This is a genomic window from Thermoanaerobacterium xylanolyticum LX-11 (assembly GCF_000189775.2).
GTDB classification, from domain to species: domain Bacteria; phylum Bacillota; class Thermoanaerobacteria; order Thermoanaerobacterales; family Thermoanaerobacteraceae; genus Thermoanaerobacterium; species Thermoanaerobacterium thermosulfurigenes.
The window spans coordinates 2,349,556-2,369,392 of record NC_015555.1; the positions used below are offsets into that span (position 1 = coordinate 2,349,556).

Consider the following 19,837-nt stretch of genomic DNA (forward strand, 5'->3'; position numbering starts at 1 on the left):
TCCGAATATACTTTATAATAATTATACCACTAATTGTAAATTTAAAACTATTCTTAATCATGACTACAGTTTAAAGGATATTTTATTATGAAGCTTACGCCTTTTTCTCTATTTACAGCTTTTATCTCACCTTTATAAAAGTCTATGATTTTTTTCGATATGGCAAGTCCTAAACCGAAATTTCCCGTCTTATCCTTGTACATCCTATCAAATATATGTTTCATGTGCTTTTCATCTATCTTTGGTCCATCATTATATATTTCAAGATATGCATACTGGCCATCTTTTTTTAGTGTCACTTTTATCACTTCATTGGCATACCTTAGGGCATTGTCAAGGATGTTTTCTATGCTGACTTCTATCTTGTCCCTGTCGCCCTTTATTATCACCTCATCTAAGCTTAAGTCCCATTCAATACTGCTTTTTATGATTTCAAACCTGCTTATTATGTTGCTCACAAGATCTTTTAAATTTATATAGTCAGTTTTGGTGTCGTTCTCCAGTACATAATCAAGGGTGTTCAAATACAGCATCTGGTTTATTTTCTTTTGAAGCCTTATGGCTTCGTCCTTTATTATGCCGGCAGTCTTTTCCAATGAATCGATGTACACACCGTCTATTATGGCATCTGCATGGCTCATTATCACCATGACAGGTGTCTTTAGATCGTGTGATATGCTTTGCAAAAACATTTTTTCCTCTTCGTCAGCCCTTTTTAGCTCTTTCTGCATAATATTCATGGAATTTGCCAGCATACCTATCTCATCTTCTCTATCTAAGTTTATAGGTTCTTTCCAGTCTTTATGAGCTATCCTCATTGTGTACTCTTCTAATTTTTTTAGGGGCTTTGAGATGTATCCTGCGATGATTATAGACGTAAAAAATCCAATGATGATGAATATTATTCCTACAGCAATGACCAGATAAAGAATGGTATTGTCCACGATATTTGGCACATACGATATAAGATAAGCTTTATTAGACGAATCGTAATTTACTGTGCTTATTATGAAGAAGTACTCCATGTTGTCATAAACTTCTCTATAAAGCTTCTCATTCATGTTTCCGCCTTTTATAAAACTGGACATCCAAAGCTTAACGCCAAGTGAATCAAAGGATGGAGTATGAACGTCTGGTGGAGGTTCTCTATGGTTTATATCTATGATTAAAGGTCTATTGGCTGTATCGAAATCAACAATGAAATTGTCTCCGCCTCTTAGATTTCTCAATCTGGAAAAATTGTTGTAGTTGCCGCTGAAATTATCATTTTTGAGAAGCATCTCATGGGAAACCTTTAAATCCTGTATCTTGTTGTTTTCTTCAACTCTCCTGTAAGCAAAGATATAAAGCATCGACAGGCTGCACACTATGATAAGTATAACAGCAGTAAATGTCATCCATATTCTCATTGCAAGTGATCTAAATTTAAATATCTTCTTCATGATTTACACACCAATTTATAACCGTATCCGTATACGGTCTCTATATTCAATCTATCTACTTTCTTCCTGAGCCTTCTTATGGTGTCGTCAACAACCCTGTCTGAGCCAAAGTAGTCTTCACCCCAGACATTATTCAATATCTGGTCTCTTGACACGACGATATTTTTATTTTTCACAAGATAACAAAAAAGCTCATACTCCTTATTTGTAAGCTGTATCTCATCTTCACCTAAAAAAACAGTCCTTTGCTTCTCACTCAATGTATAATCGCCTACTTGCATAATGTCATCGCTGCCATCCTCTTCTTTTCCGTATATCCTCTCCATAAGCTTATTTGTCCTAATGACAAGCTCACGCGGCAAAAAAGGCTTAGGAAGATAATCGTCACTACCAAGCTCTAAGCCTACCACCCTGTCAAGCTCCTCATTTCTGGCAGACATGAAGATGACAGGTGTGAACTTGCTGTGCTCCTTTATGGCTTTTATAAGCTCATAGCCATCTACATCAGGAAGCATTATGTCAAGTATCCATAAATCTGGCATATCATTTATTCTCTCCATTGCAGTACTACCATCAAAAAATGTAGTGACATTATAACCTTCCCTCTCAAGGTACTTCTGCAAAAGTAGATTAAGGCTCTTCTCATCTTCTACCAGATATATCTTTCTGGACAATCTCATCACCAGCTTTTACACTATACTTACTTCGTCTATTATTTTATCATATAAAAATAACAAATGTTTAAAGAAATTGTGTGAAATGTGTGTGAAAATAAAAAAGCATGGCGAATAGATAAAAGTTCGCCATGTTTCGGTAAAAATGATTCTTTTTTAGGCATAAAAAAGTCCTCCAAAGGAGGAGGACTTTTTTATTTTATTGAAGAACTATGAGCACTACTCTGCCAGAAGCATCTTCATAAATCTTTGCGTTCTGAGTACCACTCAATCCATTCAAACCAACAAGCTGATAAGCAGAATTTACTGTGTCATACTTAACAACTGTTACATTGCTGCTTAATGCTAAATTACCATGAGCAGTTGTTGTTATACCACTTGAGCTATGTCCAGTAATAGTATCAGTAATTGGAGTTCCTGAGAATGGTGATACACCAATCACAACATTATTGCTGTCCAACGACAATACGTACGGAGTTGTATTGCTTGAATTATCATTAACAACTGGTTTTGTAGCTATGCTTGTATTTGTTGTATATGTCTGCTGTGAACCATTAGCAAGCACTGTTAATGTATATGTTGTTCCATTACTTGTAGTCGTTGATGTTACACCAGTAACAATCGCATATAATGTTGAATTAGTTGAACTTGTTGATAATGATGAATTATCAACAACTAATGCACTCAAGTTGCCATAGCTATCAGCAATATAGCCCTTTACATTTAATGATGTCACATTGATGTCAGATGGCTTAACAACATTATCACTATTGTTATATACATTTATAACAACAGTAGATGGATTCATATAATATGTGCCACCATTCACTGTTAACTTAGTATTTGTTGTATCATAATTAGATGCAACCTCTGGTATCCTAGTTGCTGTTAGGCTTACAATGTTATTATTTGAATCTAAGCTATAACTTACTAGATCTCCTATTCTTACATCAGTAGATGTTGAAACTTTAGTTGTATCTATTGTATATGTCTTTGTACTACCATCTGATGTAAATAACTTGATTTGTGGATTAACTGCATTTAAGCTATCAACAGCTAATACAACCGCATAGTTAGTAGAAGCTGATGTGCCTATGAAAGCAGCAATCTTACCATCTTTGTCAAGTGCAAATGTTCCGTTGTCATTAACATTTGGTGTGTAATTACCTGATACAGTGTAATTTGTACCATTGATTGTTACTGTGTAAGTACCATCACTTGCCTGAGAAACTTGTGTTACTGTACCTTGTACACTATTTCTTACATCAAGAAGCGTAACTTTTGTTCCATCTGCACTTACAGCATAATACAATACATCATTTGCTTTAATATCAGCTAAGTTAGAAACAGAACCAGTTACATTTACTGTCTTTATTGAACCACCAGCTACCTGCCAGCTACCTGCAGATGTGCTAATATAACTATCACCTGATTTTACATCTGTAGAAACTGTTGCAGGACCATATTTAAATGCATTTGTTACAACAACATAATCGTAACTTCCATCATTATTGTTATCAACTAATTTTACGTTTGAACCATTGTATATTACTACACCTGATGCTCCCAACGTTGTCTTAACACCATTATATACTACCGGTGTTGTTGATGGCAAACTAATAACATTACCATTTTGGTCATACACTACATTTGCAACATTATTTGCATTGTCGGATGTAAATGTATTATCGTTTGAAACAACATCCACACTTACAGGATTTCCAGATTTATCCGAATATACATTTACTAAGTCCCCTAAATATTTGTTAAAATCAACACTACCAGCATTTATTGTAGTAGGTGTCTTGAAAGAAATCACACCTGTTGAACTTGTACCAGCAATTGCTTGTACTTTTACTTGCCCAGCTGGTACCGAGCTATCTACATCTGGTGTTGCAACTACTAAATATTCTGTCACATTAGTAGCTTTTGATATCAACTTTGTACCCGAATCAACTTCATTGCCATTGCTGTCATATTTATTGATATCGAGATCTAATGCATTGTTTATAAGCATAGCCATTTGGCCACGATTTATTGTTGCATTAGCCGCAAGTGTAACACCATTTGTGATACCTACATTTGTAGCTTTAGCTATTACGCCATACGGCCATGAATAATCTGCTGTATACCCTAATGCTCTCAATATCAAAGCAAGAGCTTCTGGATATGTTACAGCATTGTCTGGCTTAAATGTTCCATCTGGATAGCCACTTGGATCAGCAATATTTATATCGCCTGATGCCCAATAGCTTGCTGGAACATCTTTAAACTTTGTTGGACCTACTGCTAATTGAGCAGCTTGTTGTAAACCTTCTGCTGCATTAACAAAAGCGATCATCTGTGCTCTTGTCACAACACCGTTAGGTTGATATGTGCCATCTGGCATGCCAGATACTAAACCTAACGATTGCAGACGAGCAACTGCACTCGCATACGGTGCACTACTGCTCACATCGGAGAATGTTCCTGCAAAGCCTACTGCCATTGCACTGAACACCAATGTGAACGTGAGAACCACTGCTATTAACTTTTTAAGGTTCTTCATGGAATAAATCCTCCTCCTTAATATATAGTGTATATTTTTCTTTTGAAAGGTGGTACCTTCCAAAAAGCTTTTGACTATGTAAGCTGGCTCTTTGCCAACCTGAGTTAATTATATCATCGTGTCAATCATGAAGTCAATAAATGTTACCATTTTGTAATAAATCTGTAATAATCGATTAACAATGCTTATGCCGCCAAATAGTGCATTAATTAGATATATACGACAAACTTTTAAAATATCCTTCTTAAATTTAACATAAAATTATTAACAAATTACTCCAAAATTGGTGCAACTTTTATTTCGAACATCCTGCTCCATGGATATTCTACATCTGCGCCTTTTATCTTGACCCCGCAATCATCGTATATAGACATAAGCGTATCAAGATACGGTTTCATCTTTTCTCTTAGCACTGCGTCTGCTTCACTTTTGTTTGTCAATTTGTCTGGGTTTAACCCATTTGATTTTGCCCAATTTTGCATCGCATCTCTCACTATGCTCTGGTATATGTAGTCGTCAGCATATCTTATGAATGTAAATGCATAGTAGTATTTCTGCATATCTTCGAAATCTTTTTTATCCTTTGTCGTACCAATATATGATTTTATGCTTAACTCTGATACTACTGTCCCTATAGTGTTGCTGGGGGTATTCCACCCAGAATATGCATCAATAAGCTTTATAAGTTTATCTTTAAGTATTTCTTCTACAAGATCTTTGTCACCTCCGTTTGTTTTGGCTACGTCTGCTACACCAAAATTTTGTCCACTAATTTTATATTTGCTTACTACATTTTTTATTCCTGTTTTATAATTTTTGTGCATGTGAATGTAGATGATATTTTTCGCGTCTTGCGACACCACTCCACCTATGTATCCTATTTTCTCCTCTGTTATCTCTTTTACTGTCCCACCTTCAAAAGGCAGATAACTATTTTCATCGCCGCTTTCCTCGTACACTATCTTGTAAGATGGTTTTAAGCCATTTTCTTCATTCAATATTTTTGCGACAGTCATCATGCTTATTTCGTCTGCGCCATGAAGCATATAGACATTTTTATAGCCTTTTATAGCGGTTTTTAAGTCGTCGTAGGAATATTTAAGCATGCTCTTCATCGTGGTATCGTCAAGTCCGATTGTAAAAGTGACATTTGGCTTTAAATTTGACGCTATTTGTTCATTTATAATGACTTCTGATGCTATTACAGCTATGTAATTAAATAAATAAGAAGGTATGTTTGCTTTCAATCTCTTAAGTGTTTTTGTATCATTCTCTGATATGGCTTTCTTTATTTGATTATAATAACCTATATTAGCGCTATTCTGGACGTATATTGTGTCCTGCTGATAAAGAACTGGTGATACCTGCGGCATTATAGATATTAAAAAAAGCCTTTTATCTCCTGACAAGCCTATTATCTCTTTTAATCTTTCAAGGCTTTCTTTGTAATTAATATCATTTACATAATTTCGCGACCCTATAAGCCCACCTGATATAAATTGATTTGTAGATATTATTATAGCGCTTACGTCAGGTCTTTCTACAGATCCTTTAAGCCAATCATAAATCATATCTTGATTGCTTTTTTTCTTGTAATCATCAAGAGCATCCATAGGAGGCACTAATAGCTCTTTTCCGCCTGCCTTTGCCAATATCTCTACATTTTGAAGAGATACAGGCCTTGTATCAAGAGGTATAAAAACTATCTTGTCTTTTGACACATATTTCATACTGTCTTTATAAGATGTGTCAATGGAAACTATGCTTACTGTCATCATAAGTATCATTATGAATGCAAAAAATTTCTTCATTGTCACTTATTTCTCCTTTTATCATTTATCAGCTATTATGTACGCTTCTATATTATTTTACAATATGTTGTGATATAATGCTATTGCGAGGTGAAATAAGTGAAAAAGTTCGTGATTGTATTTTCTCTAATAATGATAATTGCCGCATTCGGTTTTTATAGATATGAGAAAGCTGAAAATTTAAAAAAGTGCGTTCCTGTACTTATGTATCACAACATCTACGCTGGAAATATCCCTCCCAACAAAAGCGGCGTCCTTATCACTCCACAAAACTTTGAAAAGCAGATTTTGTACCTTAAAGGACATGGGTATGAAACTATAACCGTTGAGGACTTGTATAATTTTATGAAGTACGGCAAAATGCTTCCAAAGAAGCCTATACTTATAACATTTGACGACGGATATTTGGGGAACTATAAATATGCTTATCCATTGTTCAAAAAAATCGGTTATAAAGGTGTCATAAATGTCATAGTAAAAAATGTGCCATCTCCTACCAACAAAGTGGTGACTCCATATCCGCATTTTGACTGGATAGAAGCAAGGGAGATGTCTTCAAGCGGTGTAATGGAGATTGAAAGCCATACTTACGATTCCCACAGGTATGCCAAAAGCGGAAATCACGATATACCTATGCTATCAGGACCTATAGATATAGGCGGAAGGCTCGAAACTATGGATGAATACAGAGAAAGGATAAAGAATGATCTTTCAAAAGCAAAAATGGAAATAGAAAAAAATTTAGGGAAAGAAGTTATTGCTTTAGCATACCCATATGGCGTCGGCAGCAATACGTCTAAAGATGTGGCTGCGTCATTAGGGTATAAAGTGATATTTACTATGGAAGAAGGCGTCAATGTGTATAAAGGCGACACATACGCTGTAAAGCGTATAACAGTGAGAAATACCGATACAGGTGAAGATATAGTGAAAAAGATAGAGGCGTATGAAGGAAAGTGATGAAGCATCATTTGCCGACGACAACCGCGGCAAATTTGTGCTTTTTAATAGACATTGCAAAAATATATGACACTACATAAATTATAACAAATGTCATTATTATGTAAATATCGTATAGATATTGATTGCCTGTATTTAAAAAGTGATTTAGCACATCTAAAAAGAGCGGATGGGACAGATATATGCCAAATGAAAGCTTGCCTGTATTTGACAATAAGCCGCTTAAAGCATGGTAATTTAATATTTTCGTCGATAAAGCGAAAAAAAAACAACAATGCCACAAGCGTAAACGCATAATAATAAATATTGTACAGATTAGAGTCTATCTGTTTATCTGCAAATACTTTTAATGATATATCAATAAAAAGATAGCCAAATACAATTACAGCAAAAAACGAATTAAGCAATTTTTTATGGTAATATTTTCCCCACTCACGTATGTTTTCACCGACATACATACCTGCGATTATAAACGATATGTAAGTTATAAAAAGATCGCCAGAATTTTGGTAATATCTACTTATGAAGTATTTGAACAGCAATATACTCCCTGCCTGAAATATTATAATAGATAACACTATCGTATGTATGTTTTTATTTATAAGTCTATATATATATAAAGCAGTACAGGAAACAAAACATATAGTTGCACTATTATGACTATGAAATAAAGATGGTAGAACATGCCACCAAACAAGATATTTTTAATTGTCAATATCGATCTTAATGGCACATGATGCGCTATGTACAAATATGCACCGTATATTATTGTCCAGACAGCATACAGCATCAATACGTTTTTAAGCCGTTTTTTATAAAATAACCTCCAATCACACCCATCGCCGTAATTGTACATGAGAAGCATGGCTGATGCGAATATAAAAGCTGGAACTGCAAACTGTGAAAGCCTGTTTATAATAGCAAATATGATATAAGATAAAGATAATTTGTTTAATTGAACAACTGCATTTGAAGTAGTATGTATCATCAAAACCGCTATTATAGATATACCCTTCAATACATCAATCTCGTCTATCCGTGATTTTGTCATTAATCTCTCTCCTTGAAAATATCATGTGCAACTCATATTAGTTTCTCACCTAAAAACACGCCTATAGAATTTATGTATTTTTTAAAGTCAATTAAATTATTTTGTAGGATACTATAAATTTCTTCCTCATTAACATCATCATAAAAATGTACGATTCTATTGCGAAATTTCGCCATTTGCTTATATGTATTTACCATATCAATAGGCAGAATATTGTATTTCCCTAAAATTTCAAAAGTATCAGCATAAGTCTTTGGGGAATCTAATCCCTTCCTTGATATGATATGATTCCCTATATCTATCATCGCCTCTATAGCTATTTGCAAATTATATTTAGCAGAATCATAATATATAAAATCTGATACAAATTCCTTTGGCTTTAAATTTGCTAGTTCTTCAAGATTCTTTATGCAATTTCTTATGATAGTTATTTTTTTTAGAATTTTTTCAATATCATAGGGCATTTTCATTCAGTCCTTTCAAATAATCGTCGTAAAAAAATTTCATTGTTATTCCATAATCACCGTAAAATTTAAAAACATTTTCTTTAAAATCAGCTAATTGTAAATAATCCCTGCAATACAATAGATCTCCTGTATAGATTACCTTATGTTTAAACTCAAGAGATGCTTTGTTTAGATTTATTAAATCTATATCATCTGTGCCTAATACTTCCGAAAATTTTACTTCTAAGGAAAGCTCATCATTAAGGCTTGGCATACGTTCATATAAAACGGCAAAATCAATGTCACTATTGTCATTTTGATATTCCGTCCCATACGATCCAAAGATGTACAAAGCTAATATATTGGGATTTTGTTTTACATAATCCACAAGCAAATCAATCTGTTTTTTTATATTTGTTAAATTTCTCATAATTATCACCGTTTATTAATTTTCATTGTCATTATATCACAAAAAAGGTACAAATCAAAAAAGGACCCAAAAGCGGATCCTTTTATTTCATTAATAATGCCGCAGCTATGAAATCCCTGAATAGTGGATGTGGTCTTAATGGCCTTGATTTAAACTCTGGATGGAATTGTGATGCTACAAAGTATGGATGATCTTTTACTTCTATTATCTCTACAAGGCGGTCATCTGGCGACAAACCTGACAGTACAAGTCCTTTTGATGTGAGAAGCTCCCTATATTCATTGTTAAACTCGTATCTGTGTCTGTGGCGTTCATATATAAGCTCGTCTTTGTAAGCTTCATATGCCTTTGTGCCTTCTTTTAGCTTGCAAGGATATAACCCAAGCCTCATTGTGCCACCTTTTTCATCTATGTCTTTCTGTTCAGGCATAAGGTCGATGACAGGGTATGGTGTCGCGCCGTTAAACTCTGTAGAATGGGCGTTTTTAAGTCCTGCTACATTTCTTGCAAATTCTATAACAGCGCACTGCATTCCCAAGCAAAGTCCTAAGTACGGTATCTTGTTTTCTCTGGCGTACTGAGCTGCCCTTATCTTCCCTTCTACGCCCCTATCGCCAAATCCTCCAGGCACAAGGATGCCTTTTGCACCTTTTAAAAGTTCATCAACCGTATCGTCATTTACATTTTCAGAGTTTACCCATCTTATCTTGACATTGGCATCATTGTATATGCCTGCGTGTCTTAACGACTCTACAACGCTTATATATGCGTCGTGCAGCTCGACGTATTTGCCAACTAAAGCAATCTCTACTTCTCTTTTTAGATTTTTCTCTTTTTCAACAAATGCTCTCCATTCCTTAAGATCAGGTTCATCAGCCGGCAGATTAAGCCTATTTATGACGTATTCATCTACTTTTTGCCTGTCAAGCTCCAACGGTACTTCATAGATGGAGTCTACATCGATATTTTCAATGACAGCATCTGGCTTAACATTGCAAAACATGCCTATCTTTTCTTTTATATCATCTGTAAGAGGAAATTCTGTCCTGCAGACGATCATATCTGGCTGTATACCAATAGATCTCAATTCCTTTACGCTGTGCTGTGTAGGCTTTGTCTTAAGTTCACCGGTTTTGCCGAGGTGCGGTACAAGTGTAACGTGTATGAACATGACATTGTCTTTTCCTTCTTCAACACCTATCTGCCTTATAGCCTCCAAAAACGGCAAACTTTCTATATCTCCTACAGTGCCACCTATCTCTACGATGACACAATCAACGTTTTGCTCTTTCCCTACCCGCCTTATCCTGTCTTTTATCTCATTTGTAATGTGGGGAATTACTTGAACTGTTGCGCCTAAATAATCGCCTTTTCTCTCCTTTGATATGACAGACCAGTACACCTTACCTGTCGTTATATTGCTGCTTTTTGTAAGGTTTATATCGATAAATCTTTCATAATGGCCAAGATCTAAGTCCGTTTCTGCACCGTCTTCAGTGACAAATACTTCGCCATGCTGGTATGGGCTCATTGTCCCCGGATCTATGTTTATATACGGATCGCATTTTATCACCGCCACGCTAATACCGCGGCTTTTTAATAGCCTCCCTAATGACGCTGCTGTAATTCCTTTGCCTAATGATGACACAACACCGCCCGTCACAAATATATACTTCGACATCATCTCACCTCATCTTTTATTTTATCTTATATCGAACGCAAAATGCATTTAATTAAGTGAAAGGCATTAAAAAAATCTCTATTCTTAAAAATAGAGACTCTTATCCCTTTAATTTTTTGATGGTTTTTTAAATTTTCTTCGATAATGACTCATTCAAAACACCCCAATAATATAAATACTTTTATATTATATATAAGATTTTTTTGAATGTAAAGGGGGTTGAAAAATAAAATAATATGGTATAATATATATAGACAAATTTAAAGCCTGTGGACACTTTGCAAAGAAAAAGGTGAGGATGGTACCCTCACCTTTTTCTCGACTATGTACATATCACTTTGTGTACCACTTAATTATTATCTCTAATAACTTAAGCAGTATTTCTGTGATCCTGTACCAGTCTATTGGGCGGTTTTCTCTCCGCCCTTTGCCACCTGTAGACACTTTGCCACCTCCTTTCTTGGAGGCTATCATTATTATATCATACGTTTTCTTACGTTGTTGCAATGTTTTTGTTTTGATATTATAATTAGTTTATCAATGTAAAGGGGGAAAATATATGCCATCAGATTATCACGTACACATAGAAAGAGGACCGTACACGATTGATTGGCTTAAAAAATTTGTAGATACGGCATTAGATAAAGGCCTTACAAAGATAGGTATATCAGAGCATGGATACAGATTTGATAAGGGATACGACGCATTTGGAAGCGACGGCTTTAGAGGGGAATGGATTAAAAAGTACAATGGTCAAGACATCGATGAATATGTATCTCTTATAAATGAAGCAAAGTCTATGGGACTTCCTGTAAAATTAGGCATAGAAGCAGACTATATACCAGGCAAAGAAAAAGAGCTTATGGATTTCTTAAAGCCATATCCGTGGGATTATGTGATTGGCTCTATACACTGGATAGGTGACTGGGGTATAGATCTTGACGAGTGTCTTGATATCTGGGAGTCATGCGATGTGGACTCTGTATATTTAGAGTATTTTAATATGGTTGAAAAGATGGCTGAAACGTGTATCTTTGACTTCATAGGCCATATCGATTTGGTTAAAATTTTTAAGTACAGACCAACACCAATGGTTTATGATAAAATAGAAGAAAATATTAAGAATATAGCAAAAACCGGGATAGCTGTAGAAGTTTCAACAGCAGGTTGGAGAAAACCTGTAGGTGAAATATATCCCTCGAAAGAGATAATGTCCTTGATTAAAAAGTACAATATCCCTATTCTTGTAAACTCCGATGCACATACGCCAGAAGATATAGCAAGAGATTTTGACAAAGCATATAATTATGTGAAATCATTTGGGATTGACACTCTTAATTATTTTGACAAGAGAAAGAGAATACCGTACAAGATATAAAAATAAAGGCAGGGAGATTTTGTTTGCCCTGCTTTTATCTTATAATTTCTTTAATACGCTTCCTTATATTAGCAGCAACCTCTAATGCTTTTTTTGCATCATCCTCATTAGGCATACCATCAGGAAGGCTCCCTATAGGAGCATCTGGATACCTAGACGGTATATAATACATATCAACAGTTTTTACATCGTCTATAAATTCATCAAAAGCATCTGAAAATTTATTAATAATTCTTATTAAAGTTATTAAATGATGTACCCTAGGCGGATTTATTCCGTTATATATTAGATATGCTTTTAAGTATTTTTCTATTGATTGCTGAGAATAAAAGCAAACAACATTGTATAACTTTGCTTTTAATAATTCATTGGCTGCTTTATAATCATCCTCTGCATAATTAAGCCATTGTTTATATTCATCATAATTTTCTTTCATATAAAACTTTACCTTTCTCTATTACTTCTTTCGTGTAGAATAAGTTATTAGTCTCTATAAAACGTCTTTCTTCCTCAGGCGTATATACCAAAAAGTCAATAGGTAAATCAGATTTTATGGCTTTAGAAACATATAATAGCCTATCTATATACCTTAAATCTGTATCCATTATAATTACTAAATCTATATCACTCCAGACATTTGACTTTCCATTGGCCATCGAACCAAATAAAATTATTTTTTCAGGATTGCACTTTTCTATAATTGCATCAACTATAATTTTTAATTCCTTTTCCAGTGAATAATCAATTAACTCCGCAGCTTGCATAATAATTCACCTCAAAATCAATCTTTAATTATATTATAGCATATATAAGCATATTTTTATGCTATATGCGCTAAAAGGATAAGCTTAAGCTTATCCTTTTGCCGTATATAAACCCCTATCCCCATAAGACGAAAAAACCGCAGTAAAAACTACGGCCGGTTGCACCACTATCTCCGCATAACCCAGGTGCCCAAATACAGGTTATGCTTCACAGAATCCTATATATTTTGTTTATATTTTTAATATTCGACATAAAACATAATTTTCCTTCTTTGATAAAAAATTTTTATATCAGATGTATAAAATGTACATAGTGTACATAATATACATAATATGATATAATGGGAGGTGATAAGGGGGAATGAATAAGATGTTTACAGTTAATGCTACAGATGTGCGCAAAGAATGGGCAGATTTCATCAATTCAGTTGTTCGGGAAAAACCTAAAATTATAAAACGCACAAAAGATTACGTCTTTGTTTCTAATATAGACATGATTAAAGAAATGCTAACAGCTTATACATTTACAGCAAATATTCTAAATGAAGATGATGGTACTGTAACAATTTCTTTAAATGAAATCGACATTGTTGTCAATGGCAAAGACGAAAATGAAGCCTTAAATTTGCTTGTTGATGACATGATTGAATATGCAGAAGATTTTTATAACGACTTTCAATATTGGTATTCGGCTCCCAACCGCAGAGAACATCTACCTTATGTCTTAAATATACTGCTTCAAGATAATCCTGAAGGAGTTAAAAAGCTTATTAAATGCCAACATGGAAAGAATTAAAACGCTTTTTAGAAAGAGACGGTTGGGAATTGTATAAAAAAACAGATCATTACTTTTATATAAAGCGCGATAAAGATGGAAATATACGACGCACAAAGGTTTCAATGGGTAGCGGCGAAATAAAGAAGCATTTATGGCAAGAGATCCTAAAAAAGCAATTACAAGTTACGGAAGATTATTTTAACAGCAAGATATAAATAAATCTCCCATCTACATAGATGGGAGATTTATCATATCAAATTTCTGACTGCCTTTGCCCTCAATATGCTGTTTAGTTTGTTTAATGATTCTACGGCCTCAATAGGGATTTCTCTATCTGTATTTACGATCATGAGAGCAGTCCCGTCGTTTTTATTGGGGCTTACATGCATGGAAGATATGTTTATGCCAAAGTCCCCCAATACATTTCCGATGTGTCCAATTACCCCAGGCACATCTTTATTTTTAACAAAAAGCATGTACTCTGTAGGCTCAAAGTTAACCCTGTGCCCCAAGTATTCTACGATACGTATTTCATCGCCATAAGTTGTCCCTGAAAACTTATAAGCTTCCCCTTTTGTGTCAATCACAGTTATGGTGACAAGGCTTGAATAGTGATCTATTTCTTCTATCTTGCCATCTATGACTTCTATACCCATTTCCTTTGCCCTTAGCCTTGCATTTACAATGCTTATGCCTTCTTTTAAGGCAGGTTTTAAAAGTCCTTTCAATGCGTGAAGCGTGACGACTTCTGTATTTAGACTGGATATTTCTCCTCTGTATATTATCTCTACCGTTTTTGCAGGCACATCGCTTATCTGATAGTAAAGTGAACCCATTGCTTCGCAAAGCTTCATGTATGGCTTCAATTCTCCAAATTCATCGGCCTTTACATCAGGGAGATTTACTATGTTGCCGTAAAGTTTCCCACTTAATGCCGTTATCACTTCTTTTGCGACAGATATGCCTACATTGTTTTGCGCTTCTATAGTTGAAGCACCTAAATGTGGAGTAACTACCACATTTGGAAGCTCTAAAAGTTTATTGTGAAAATCCTGCTTTTCCCTGTCATAAGACGGTTCAACTTTGAATACGTCCAATGCAGCCGCAGCAACAATTCCTTCTTTGACTGCGTCGTACAAAGCTTCTTCATTTATAAGACCGCCTCTTGCGCAGTTTACAATTCTTACACCTTTTTTGACTTTTTTAAATTCCTCATGGCTTATTATGTCAATGGTCTCCTCCGTCTTTGGTGTATGGATAGTTATAAAGTCGGATTCTTGCAAAAGCTCGTCAAATGATACTTTTCTTGCGCCAAACTTTTCAAAGCGGCTGTCTGGTATATAAGGGTCATAAGCGATTACCTTCATGTCAAATGCTGCAAGCCTCGTTGCAACTAATGATCCTATCCTGCCAAGTCCAATTATGCCTACTGTTTTGCCGCTTAGCTCTACGCCTTTAAACTTGTTTCTCCTGAAGTCGCCATTTTTTGCACCAATGTAAGCCTGCGGTATGTTTCTGGCAATAGATAGCATAAGCCCAATCGTATGCTCTGCAGCCGATATGATGTTGCCTTCAGGAGTATTTACGACAATTATGCCTTTTTCCGTTGCTGCCAAAAGGTCTATATTATCGACGCCATTGCCTGCCCTTCCTATTACTTTTAGGTTTTTCCCTTTTGATATAAGCTCTCTATCTACGTTTGTAACACTTCTTACGACTATTGCATCGTAATCGCCTATGATATTTAAGAGTTCTTCTCTTGATAGATCCAGTTTAAAATCCACATCCGCATGATTTTTAAGGTACTCTATGCCGCTTTCGGCAATTCTCTCCGTCACCAATACTTTCACAATAAATCCCCCTTAAACAAAATTAAGATAAATCTAAAAGTGCACTTTTTAATGCATTAAATGTCAAATTAAGCATTTCATCTGTAACATATCCCATGTGGCCAATCCTGATTATTTTACCTTTTAAATGCCCTTGTCCACCTGTCACCAGTATACCTTTTTCTGACATATAGTTTATTATATCGCCTGCTTTATATCCTTCTGGCACTTGTACTGCCGTCAAAAGATCTGACGATATGGCTTCATCTGGGAAAAGCTTAAGCCCCATGTCTTTTACGGTTTTCCTCACCTTTTCACCGATTGCATGTTGATTTTTGTATACTGTGTCCATACCTATATTAAGAAGCATGTCTGTAGCCTTCTTTACGGCCATAATTGTGGAAACCGCTGGTGTATACGGATTTTCCGGCTTTTCGCTCTGCACGCCTTTTCTCGCCTTCTTAAGGTCAAAATAATACTTAGGAAGATCAGACTCCTCTGCCATCTGCCATGCTCTCTCGCTTAAAGCCACAAAGCTTAATCCCGGAGGAGACATCAGGCACTTCTGTGAACAGGTAATAACTGCATCTAACCCCCACTCATCCATATTAAGTGGTATGCCGCCTAATGAGCTTACAGCGTCAACTACGATAAGCGTACCGTGCTTTTTGGCTACATCAGCTATTGATTTTACATCGTTTGTGACACCTGTTGACGTTTCATTCTGTGTCACAATCAAAGCCTTGTACTTATCTTTTTTCAATGCATCATTTAAAATGTCAAGATGGACTGCATTGCCCCAACCAAAATCAATGATATCAGAATCAAGTCCGTAGGCTTTTGTTATGTCGTAAAACCTCTCTCCAAAATGGCCTATGCTGGCCACCAAGACTTTATCGCCTCTTTTAAAAAGATTTGCCACGACGGCCTCCATACCGCCTGTACCTGACGATGTCAGCGTCAACACATCCATGTTTGTCTTAAATATCTTTTTAAGGTTTGAATTAAGATCTGAAAATAATTTAAAATATTCCGGCGTCCTATGGTGATACGGCTGAAGATGGCATACGTCCAACACTTCCTTTGGCACCATAGTAGGTCCCGGTGTCATGAGAATCCTATTTTTCATAAGCTTCACACCTTTTTAAATATTTATTTAATATGATAAACTATTAAAGAAAAAAATGCAATAGTAAAAAACAAATGTCTACTATAAGTAGACATTATGGTATGTATTAGTTTACTTTATACAAAAATCAGACAAATAAGCGGATTATGTCCTCCATCCTGTCAGATATAAGCCTTTTGGCATCATGTACGGCTTCATCTATCGTCATAGGTCTATCCACTATGCTAAACATTGCTGTAACACCTATTTTATAAAGCTCTTTGTATCCATAGCCTAAACCGCCTGAAAGGATTATGACTTTCTTGCCGTATCTTTGGGCGATTTTCGCTATACCTGCTGGCGCCTTGCCAAATGCAGTTTGAAAGTCTGTATTGCCTTCGCCTGTTATTACAATATCACATGACTTTATCTTTTCCTCCATATTTGCGGCATCCATAACTATTTCTATGCCAGATCTTACTTTGGCATTTAAAAACGCTATCAATGAAAAACCCAATCCTCCTGCCGCTCCAGCACCTTTTGTATCTTTAAAATCTTTGCCTAATGTTTCTTTTACAACATTTGCATAATGATTTAAATTGTTATCAAGAATTTCTACCATTTCAGGTGTAGCGCCTTTCTGAGGACCGTAAATGTAAGATGCACCGTTTTTGCCACAAAGAGGATTTGTAACATCTGATGCTACCATGAAGCTGCTTTCGTATATCCTCTTATCCAAGCCATCTATGTCTATTTCCTTAAGCCTTGAAAGATTCCCCCCACCGTAAGGTATGTCTTTTCCGTCTTCATCCAAGAGCTTTGCTCCTAAAGCTTGAACCATGCCTGCACCGCCGTCATTTGTGGCGCTGCCGCCTAAGCCTACGATAAACCTGCGGCATCCTTCGTCAAGGGCTTTTTTTATAAGCTGCCCTACACCGTATGTAGTAGTGACTAAAGGATCTCTCATGTCATCTGGCACAAGGTTTAAACCAGATGATGCAGCCATCTCTATGACCGCTGTGCCATCATCTAAGATTCCAAAAAAGCTTTTTACAGTATTGCCAAGAGGGCCTATCCCTTCTGTCTCTACGATTTTCCCTCCTGATAAAGAAATCAATGCGTCTACTGTGCCTTCTCCGCCGTCAGCTATAGGCACTTTTATAATCTCAGCATCTACAACCCTTCTTATGCCTTCCGTCATGGCCTCTATGACTTCCTTTGATGACAAGCTTCCTTTGTAAGAGTCAGGTGCAACTAATATCCTCACTGTTTCACCACCTGTATTAAATAATGAAATATCTTTTCTATAATAGTAGGTAATTTTGATAAAAAGACAATTTTGATTCGTTTGCTCTCAGAGTTGAAAAGCGACTAAACTAAAGCTCGATCTTGAACTTCAGCAGGGTTCCGGGCACATTCGGCGTCCATGCCTCAAGTGCCCGTCTCAGCCATCCATGGCTTCGACCCTGCTTTCGTTCATCGATCTCGCCAAGTTTAGTTATCGCTTTCCAACAAGTCGCTTCACTCATTCAAAATTGTCTTTTTCAATAATATCAATGAGTTATTATTCTCTATTGTTGATTTAAAAGCTCAATTGCCTTGTCAAGCTGTGCATCGTTTCTAAGTGTCAAACCGTAGAAGTATGAAAGTGCATCGACAGTTCCTCTATCCATGACACCTGTTGCTGGAATTCCTGCGTATTTTTGAAAGCTTATAAGTGCATCGTATGTGTCATTGCCAAAGTACCCATTTGGCTCACCTTTGTAGTAGCCTAAAAGACTTAAGTACGACTGCAAAAGCTTCACATTGTAACCTGTATCGCCTTTTTTTACATCATTTATGTATATAAGCTGAGGCAAAAACACTCTGCTGTCATTGACTTCCACATCAGGTTTAAGCCCTACTCCGTTTATGGAGCGGCCAGATGGAAGCAAATACTTCGCGATTGTAAGCTTCATGCCACTGCCATCAGAAAATGGAAATACCTCTTGCACTGTCCCTTTGCCATAGGAATTTTCCCCTACAAGAATTCCCGCCTTTGTGTCTTGTATTGCACCAGATAGTATTTCCGCAGCAGATGCAGTGTTTCCATTTATGAGAACTGCTATCTTGTACTTAGGGTTTTTTAAATATGAATAGTACGTTTCATTTCCGCTGTTCATGGCAACAGTTACAACAGGGCCTGCCGGCACGAAATAGCCAGCTACATCTACAGCCTCTTGAAGGTATCCGCCAGGATTATCCCTTAAATCTATGACAAGCTTCTTTATATTATTTTGGTCCATGTAATCAAGAGCCTTTGAAACATTGTCATAAGTGTTTCCATTAAACTCACTTATGCTTATGTATCCAACACCGTTTATTATTTTATATGTGACAGGATTTATGCTTATTACATCCCTTACAAGCTTGTATTCAACGGTCTTTCCGTTTGCAAGAAAGTCGATGGTGACAGTTGTGCCTTTATCACCTTTTATGAGGTTTGTGACATCTGCAATGTCCATGCCTTTTACGTCTTTGCCGTCGACAGACTCTACTATGTAACCGCTTTGTATGCCTGCCTTATAGGCTGGAGAGCCCTTTATAGTAGATACGACTACTATGTCTTGACCTCTTTCTTCTACTTGCAAACCCACTCCTGTAAATGTGCCCGAAGTAGACTCCATAAATGAATCCATCTCATCTTTTGTAAAATATGTGCTGTACTTATCAAGTGAAGATAGTATGCCTTGTATGGCACCTTCCTCCATTTGATCGTACGTAACATCACCTGCATAATTTTCTTTTATAAACTGCATAAATGAGCCTAAATCATTTAAATAACTGCTTATGTCGTCTTGTGTTGCTGTTGCAGCAAAAGCCGCCATAGGTGCAGATAAAACAAGTGTCAATACGATTACAAATGCCATAAAAATTGATAAATGCCTTTTCATAAGA

The 19,837-nt window shown here is 36.0% G+C and carries 18 protein-coding genes and 1 riboswitch; of the genes, 4 read left to right on the plus strand and 14 right to left on the minus strand.

The window, feature by feature from the left end:
* Nucleotides 1-53: 53 nt before the first annotated feature.
* From THEXY_RS11310 to THEXY_RS11325, 4 genes are all read right to left on the minus strand, one after another.
* Nucleotides 54-1,442: a sensor histidine kinase gene (locus THEXY_RS11310; protein WP_013788969.1), complete on the minus strand. Its 1,389-nt coding sequence runs from the start codon at nucleotides 1,440-1,442 to the stop codon at nucleotides 54-56.
* Nucleotides 1,439-2,122, minus strand: coding sequence for a response regulator transcription factor (locus tag THEXY_RS11315; RefSeq protein ID WP_013788970.1), 684 nt, complete (start codon nucleotides 2,120-2,122; stop codon nucleotides 1,439-1,441). Before THEXY_RS11315 ends, THEXY_RS11310 begins: the two co-directional genes overlap by 4 nt.
* A 193-nt stretch (nucleotides 2,123-2,315) precedes the next feature.
* Nucleotides 2,316-4,664 (minus strand): S-layer homology domain-containing protein, encoded by a 2,349-nt coding sequence (locus THEXY_RS11320; RefSeq protein ID WP_013788971.1) that lies wholly within the window; start codon nucleotides 4,662-4,664, stop codon nucleotides 2,316-2,318.
* Nucleotides 4,665-4,936: 272 nt separating this feature from the next.
* Nucleotides 4,937-6,475, minus strand: coding sequence for a DUF4127 family protein (locus tag THEXY_RS11325; RefSeq protein ID WP_013788972.1), 1,539 nt, complete (start codon nucleotides 6,473-6,475; stop codon nucleotides 4,937-4,939).
* A gap of 99 nt (nucleotides 6,476-6,574) precedes the next feature.
* On the opposite strand from THEXY_RS11325, the gene THEXY_RS11330 reads away from it, so the two are divergent.
* Nucleotides 6,575-7,435 (plus strand): polysaccharide deacetylase family protein, encoded by an 861-nt coding sequence (locus THEXY_RS11330; RefSeq protein WP_013788973.1) that lies wholly within the window; start codon nucleotides 6,575-6,577, stop codon nucleotides 7,433-7,435.
* 598 nt (nucleotides 7,436-8,033) lie between these two features.
* Here THEXY_RS11330 and THEXY_RS12850 read toward each other — a convergent pair.
* The 4 genes from THEXY_RS12850 to pyrG form a co-directional block, all read right to left on the minus strand.
* Entirely contained in the window at nucleotides 8,034-8,486 is a 453-nt protein-coding gene (locus THEXY_RS12850; RefSeq protein WP_013788975.1) for an acyltransferase, read from the minus strand.
* 32 nt (nucleotides 8,487-8,518) lie between these two features.
* On the minus strand, nucleotides 8,519-8,950 hold the full coding sequence (gene hepT / locus THEXY_RS11340) for a type VII toxin-antitoxin system HepT family RNase toxin (protein ID WP_013788976.1): 432 nt from the start codon (nucleotides 8,948-8,950) through the stop codon (nucleotides 8,519-8,521).
* Entirely contained in the window at nucleotides 8,940-9,362 is a 423-nt protein-coding gene (gene mntA, locus THEXY_RS11345) for a type VII toxin-antitoxin system MntA family adenylyltransferase antitoxin (protein WP_013788977.1), read from the minus strand. The genes hepT and mntA overlap by 11 nt, the downstream gene beginning before the upstream one ends.
* Before the next feature lie 82 nt (nucleotides 9,363-9,444).
* Entirely contained in the window at nucleotides 9,445-11,043 is a 1,599-nt protein-coding gene (gene pyrG / locus THEXY_RS11350) for a CTP synthase (protein ID WP_013788978.1), read from the minus strand.
* A gap of 559 nt (nucleotides 11,044-11,602) precedes the next feature.
* Here pyrG and THEXY_RS11355 point away from each other — a divergent pair.
* The gene (locus THEXY_RS11355) at nucleotides 11,603-12,421 is read left to right on the plus strand and encodes a histidinol-phosphatase (RefSeq protein WP_013788979.1); all 819 of its coding nucleotides are present in this window, start codon (nucleotides 11,603-11,605) and stop codon (nucleotides 12,419-12,421) included.
* A 34-nt stretch (nucleotides 12,422-12,455) separates the two neighbouring features.
* Here the strand turns inward: THEXY_RS11355 and THEXY_RS11360 are convergent, their stop codons facing one another.
* Together THEXY_RS11360 and THEXY_RS11365 are read right to left on the minus strand one after the other, a co-directional pair.
* Nucleotides 12,456-12,857 (minus strand): HEPN domain-containing protein, encoded by a 402-nt coding sequence (locus THEXY_RS11360; RefSeq protein WP_013788980.1) that lies wholly within the window; start codon nucleotides 12,855-12,857, stop codon nucleotides 12,456-12,458.
* Nucleotides 12,841-13,185: a nucleotidyltransferase domain-containing protein gene (locus THEXY_RS11365; protein WP_013788981.1), complete on the minus strand. Its 345-nt coding sequence runs from the start codon at nucleotides 13,183-13,185 to the stop codon at nucleotides 12,841-12,843. Before THEXY_RS11365 ends, THEXY_RS11360 begins: the two co-directional genes overlap by 17 nt.
* Nucleotides 13,186-13,329: 144 nt before the next feature.
* A riboswitch (cyclic di-GMP riboswitch) is annotated at nucleotides 13,330-13,413 on the minus strand.
* A 142-nt stretch (nucleotides 13,414-13,555) separates the two neighbouring features.
* Between THEXY_RS11365 and THEXY_RS11370 the strand changes: the two genes are divergently transcribed.
* Nucleotides 13,556-13,981: a hypothetical protein gene (locus tag THEXY_RS11370; RefSeq protein WP_013788982.1), complete on the plus strand. Its 426-nt coding sequence runs from the start codon at nucleotides 13,556-13,558 to the stop codon at nucleotides 13,979-13,981.
* Nucleotides 13,960-14,178 carry a type II toxin-antitoxin system HicA family toxin gene (locus tag THEXY_RS11375; protein WP_013788983.1) on the plus strand — a complete coding sequence of 73 codons (219 nt, stop codon included), beginning with the start codon at nucleotides 13,960-13,962 and terminating at the stop codon, nucleotides 14,176-14,178. Before THEXY_RS11370 ends, THEXY_RS11375 begins: the two co-directional genes overlap by 22 nt.
* 33 nt (nucleotides 14,179-14,211) lie before the next feature.
* On the opposite strand, the gene serA is transcribed toward THEXY_RS11375, so the two are convergent.
* The 4 genes from serA to THEXY_RS11395 all read right to left on the minus strand — a co-directional run bounded on the left by serA (nucleotide 14,212) and on the right by THEXY_RS11395 (nucleotide 19,833).
* A complete protein-coding gene (gene serA / locus THEXY_RS11380) occupies nucleotides 14,212-15,813 on the minus strand; it encodes a phosphoglycerate dehydrogenase (RefSeq protein ID WP_013788984.1) in 1,602 nt (533 codons plus the stop codon).
* 22 nt (nucleotides 15,814-15,835) lie between these two features.
* The gene (locus tag THEXY_RS11385) at nucleotides 15,836-16,921 is read right to left on the minus strand and encodes a pyridoxal-phosphate-dependent aminotransferase family protein (protein ID WP_013788985.1); all 1,086 of its coding nucleotides are present in this window, start codon (nucleotides 16,919-16,921) and stop codon (nucleotides 15,836-15,838) included.
* Nucleotides 16,922-17,048: 127 nt separating this feature from the next.
* Complete coding sequence (locus THEXY_RS11390) at nucleotides 17,049-18,167, minus strand: glycerate kinase (RefSeq protein WP_013788986.1); 1,119 nt, start codon at nucleotides 18,165-18,167, stop codon at nucleotides 17,049-17,051.
* Nucleotides 18,168-18,471: 304 nt separating this feature from the next.
* On the minus strand, nucleotides 18,472-19,833 hold the full coding sequence (locus tag THEXY_RS11395; RefSeq protein ID WP_013788987.1) for a S41 family peptidase: 1,362 nt from the start codon (nucleotides 19,831-19,833) through the stop codon (nucleotides 18,472-18,474).
* Nucleotides 19,834-19,837 lie beyond the last annotated feature (4 nt).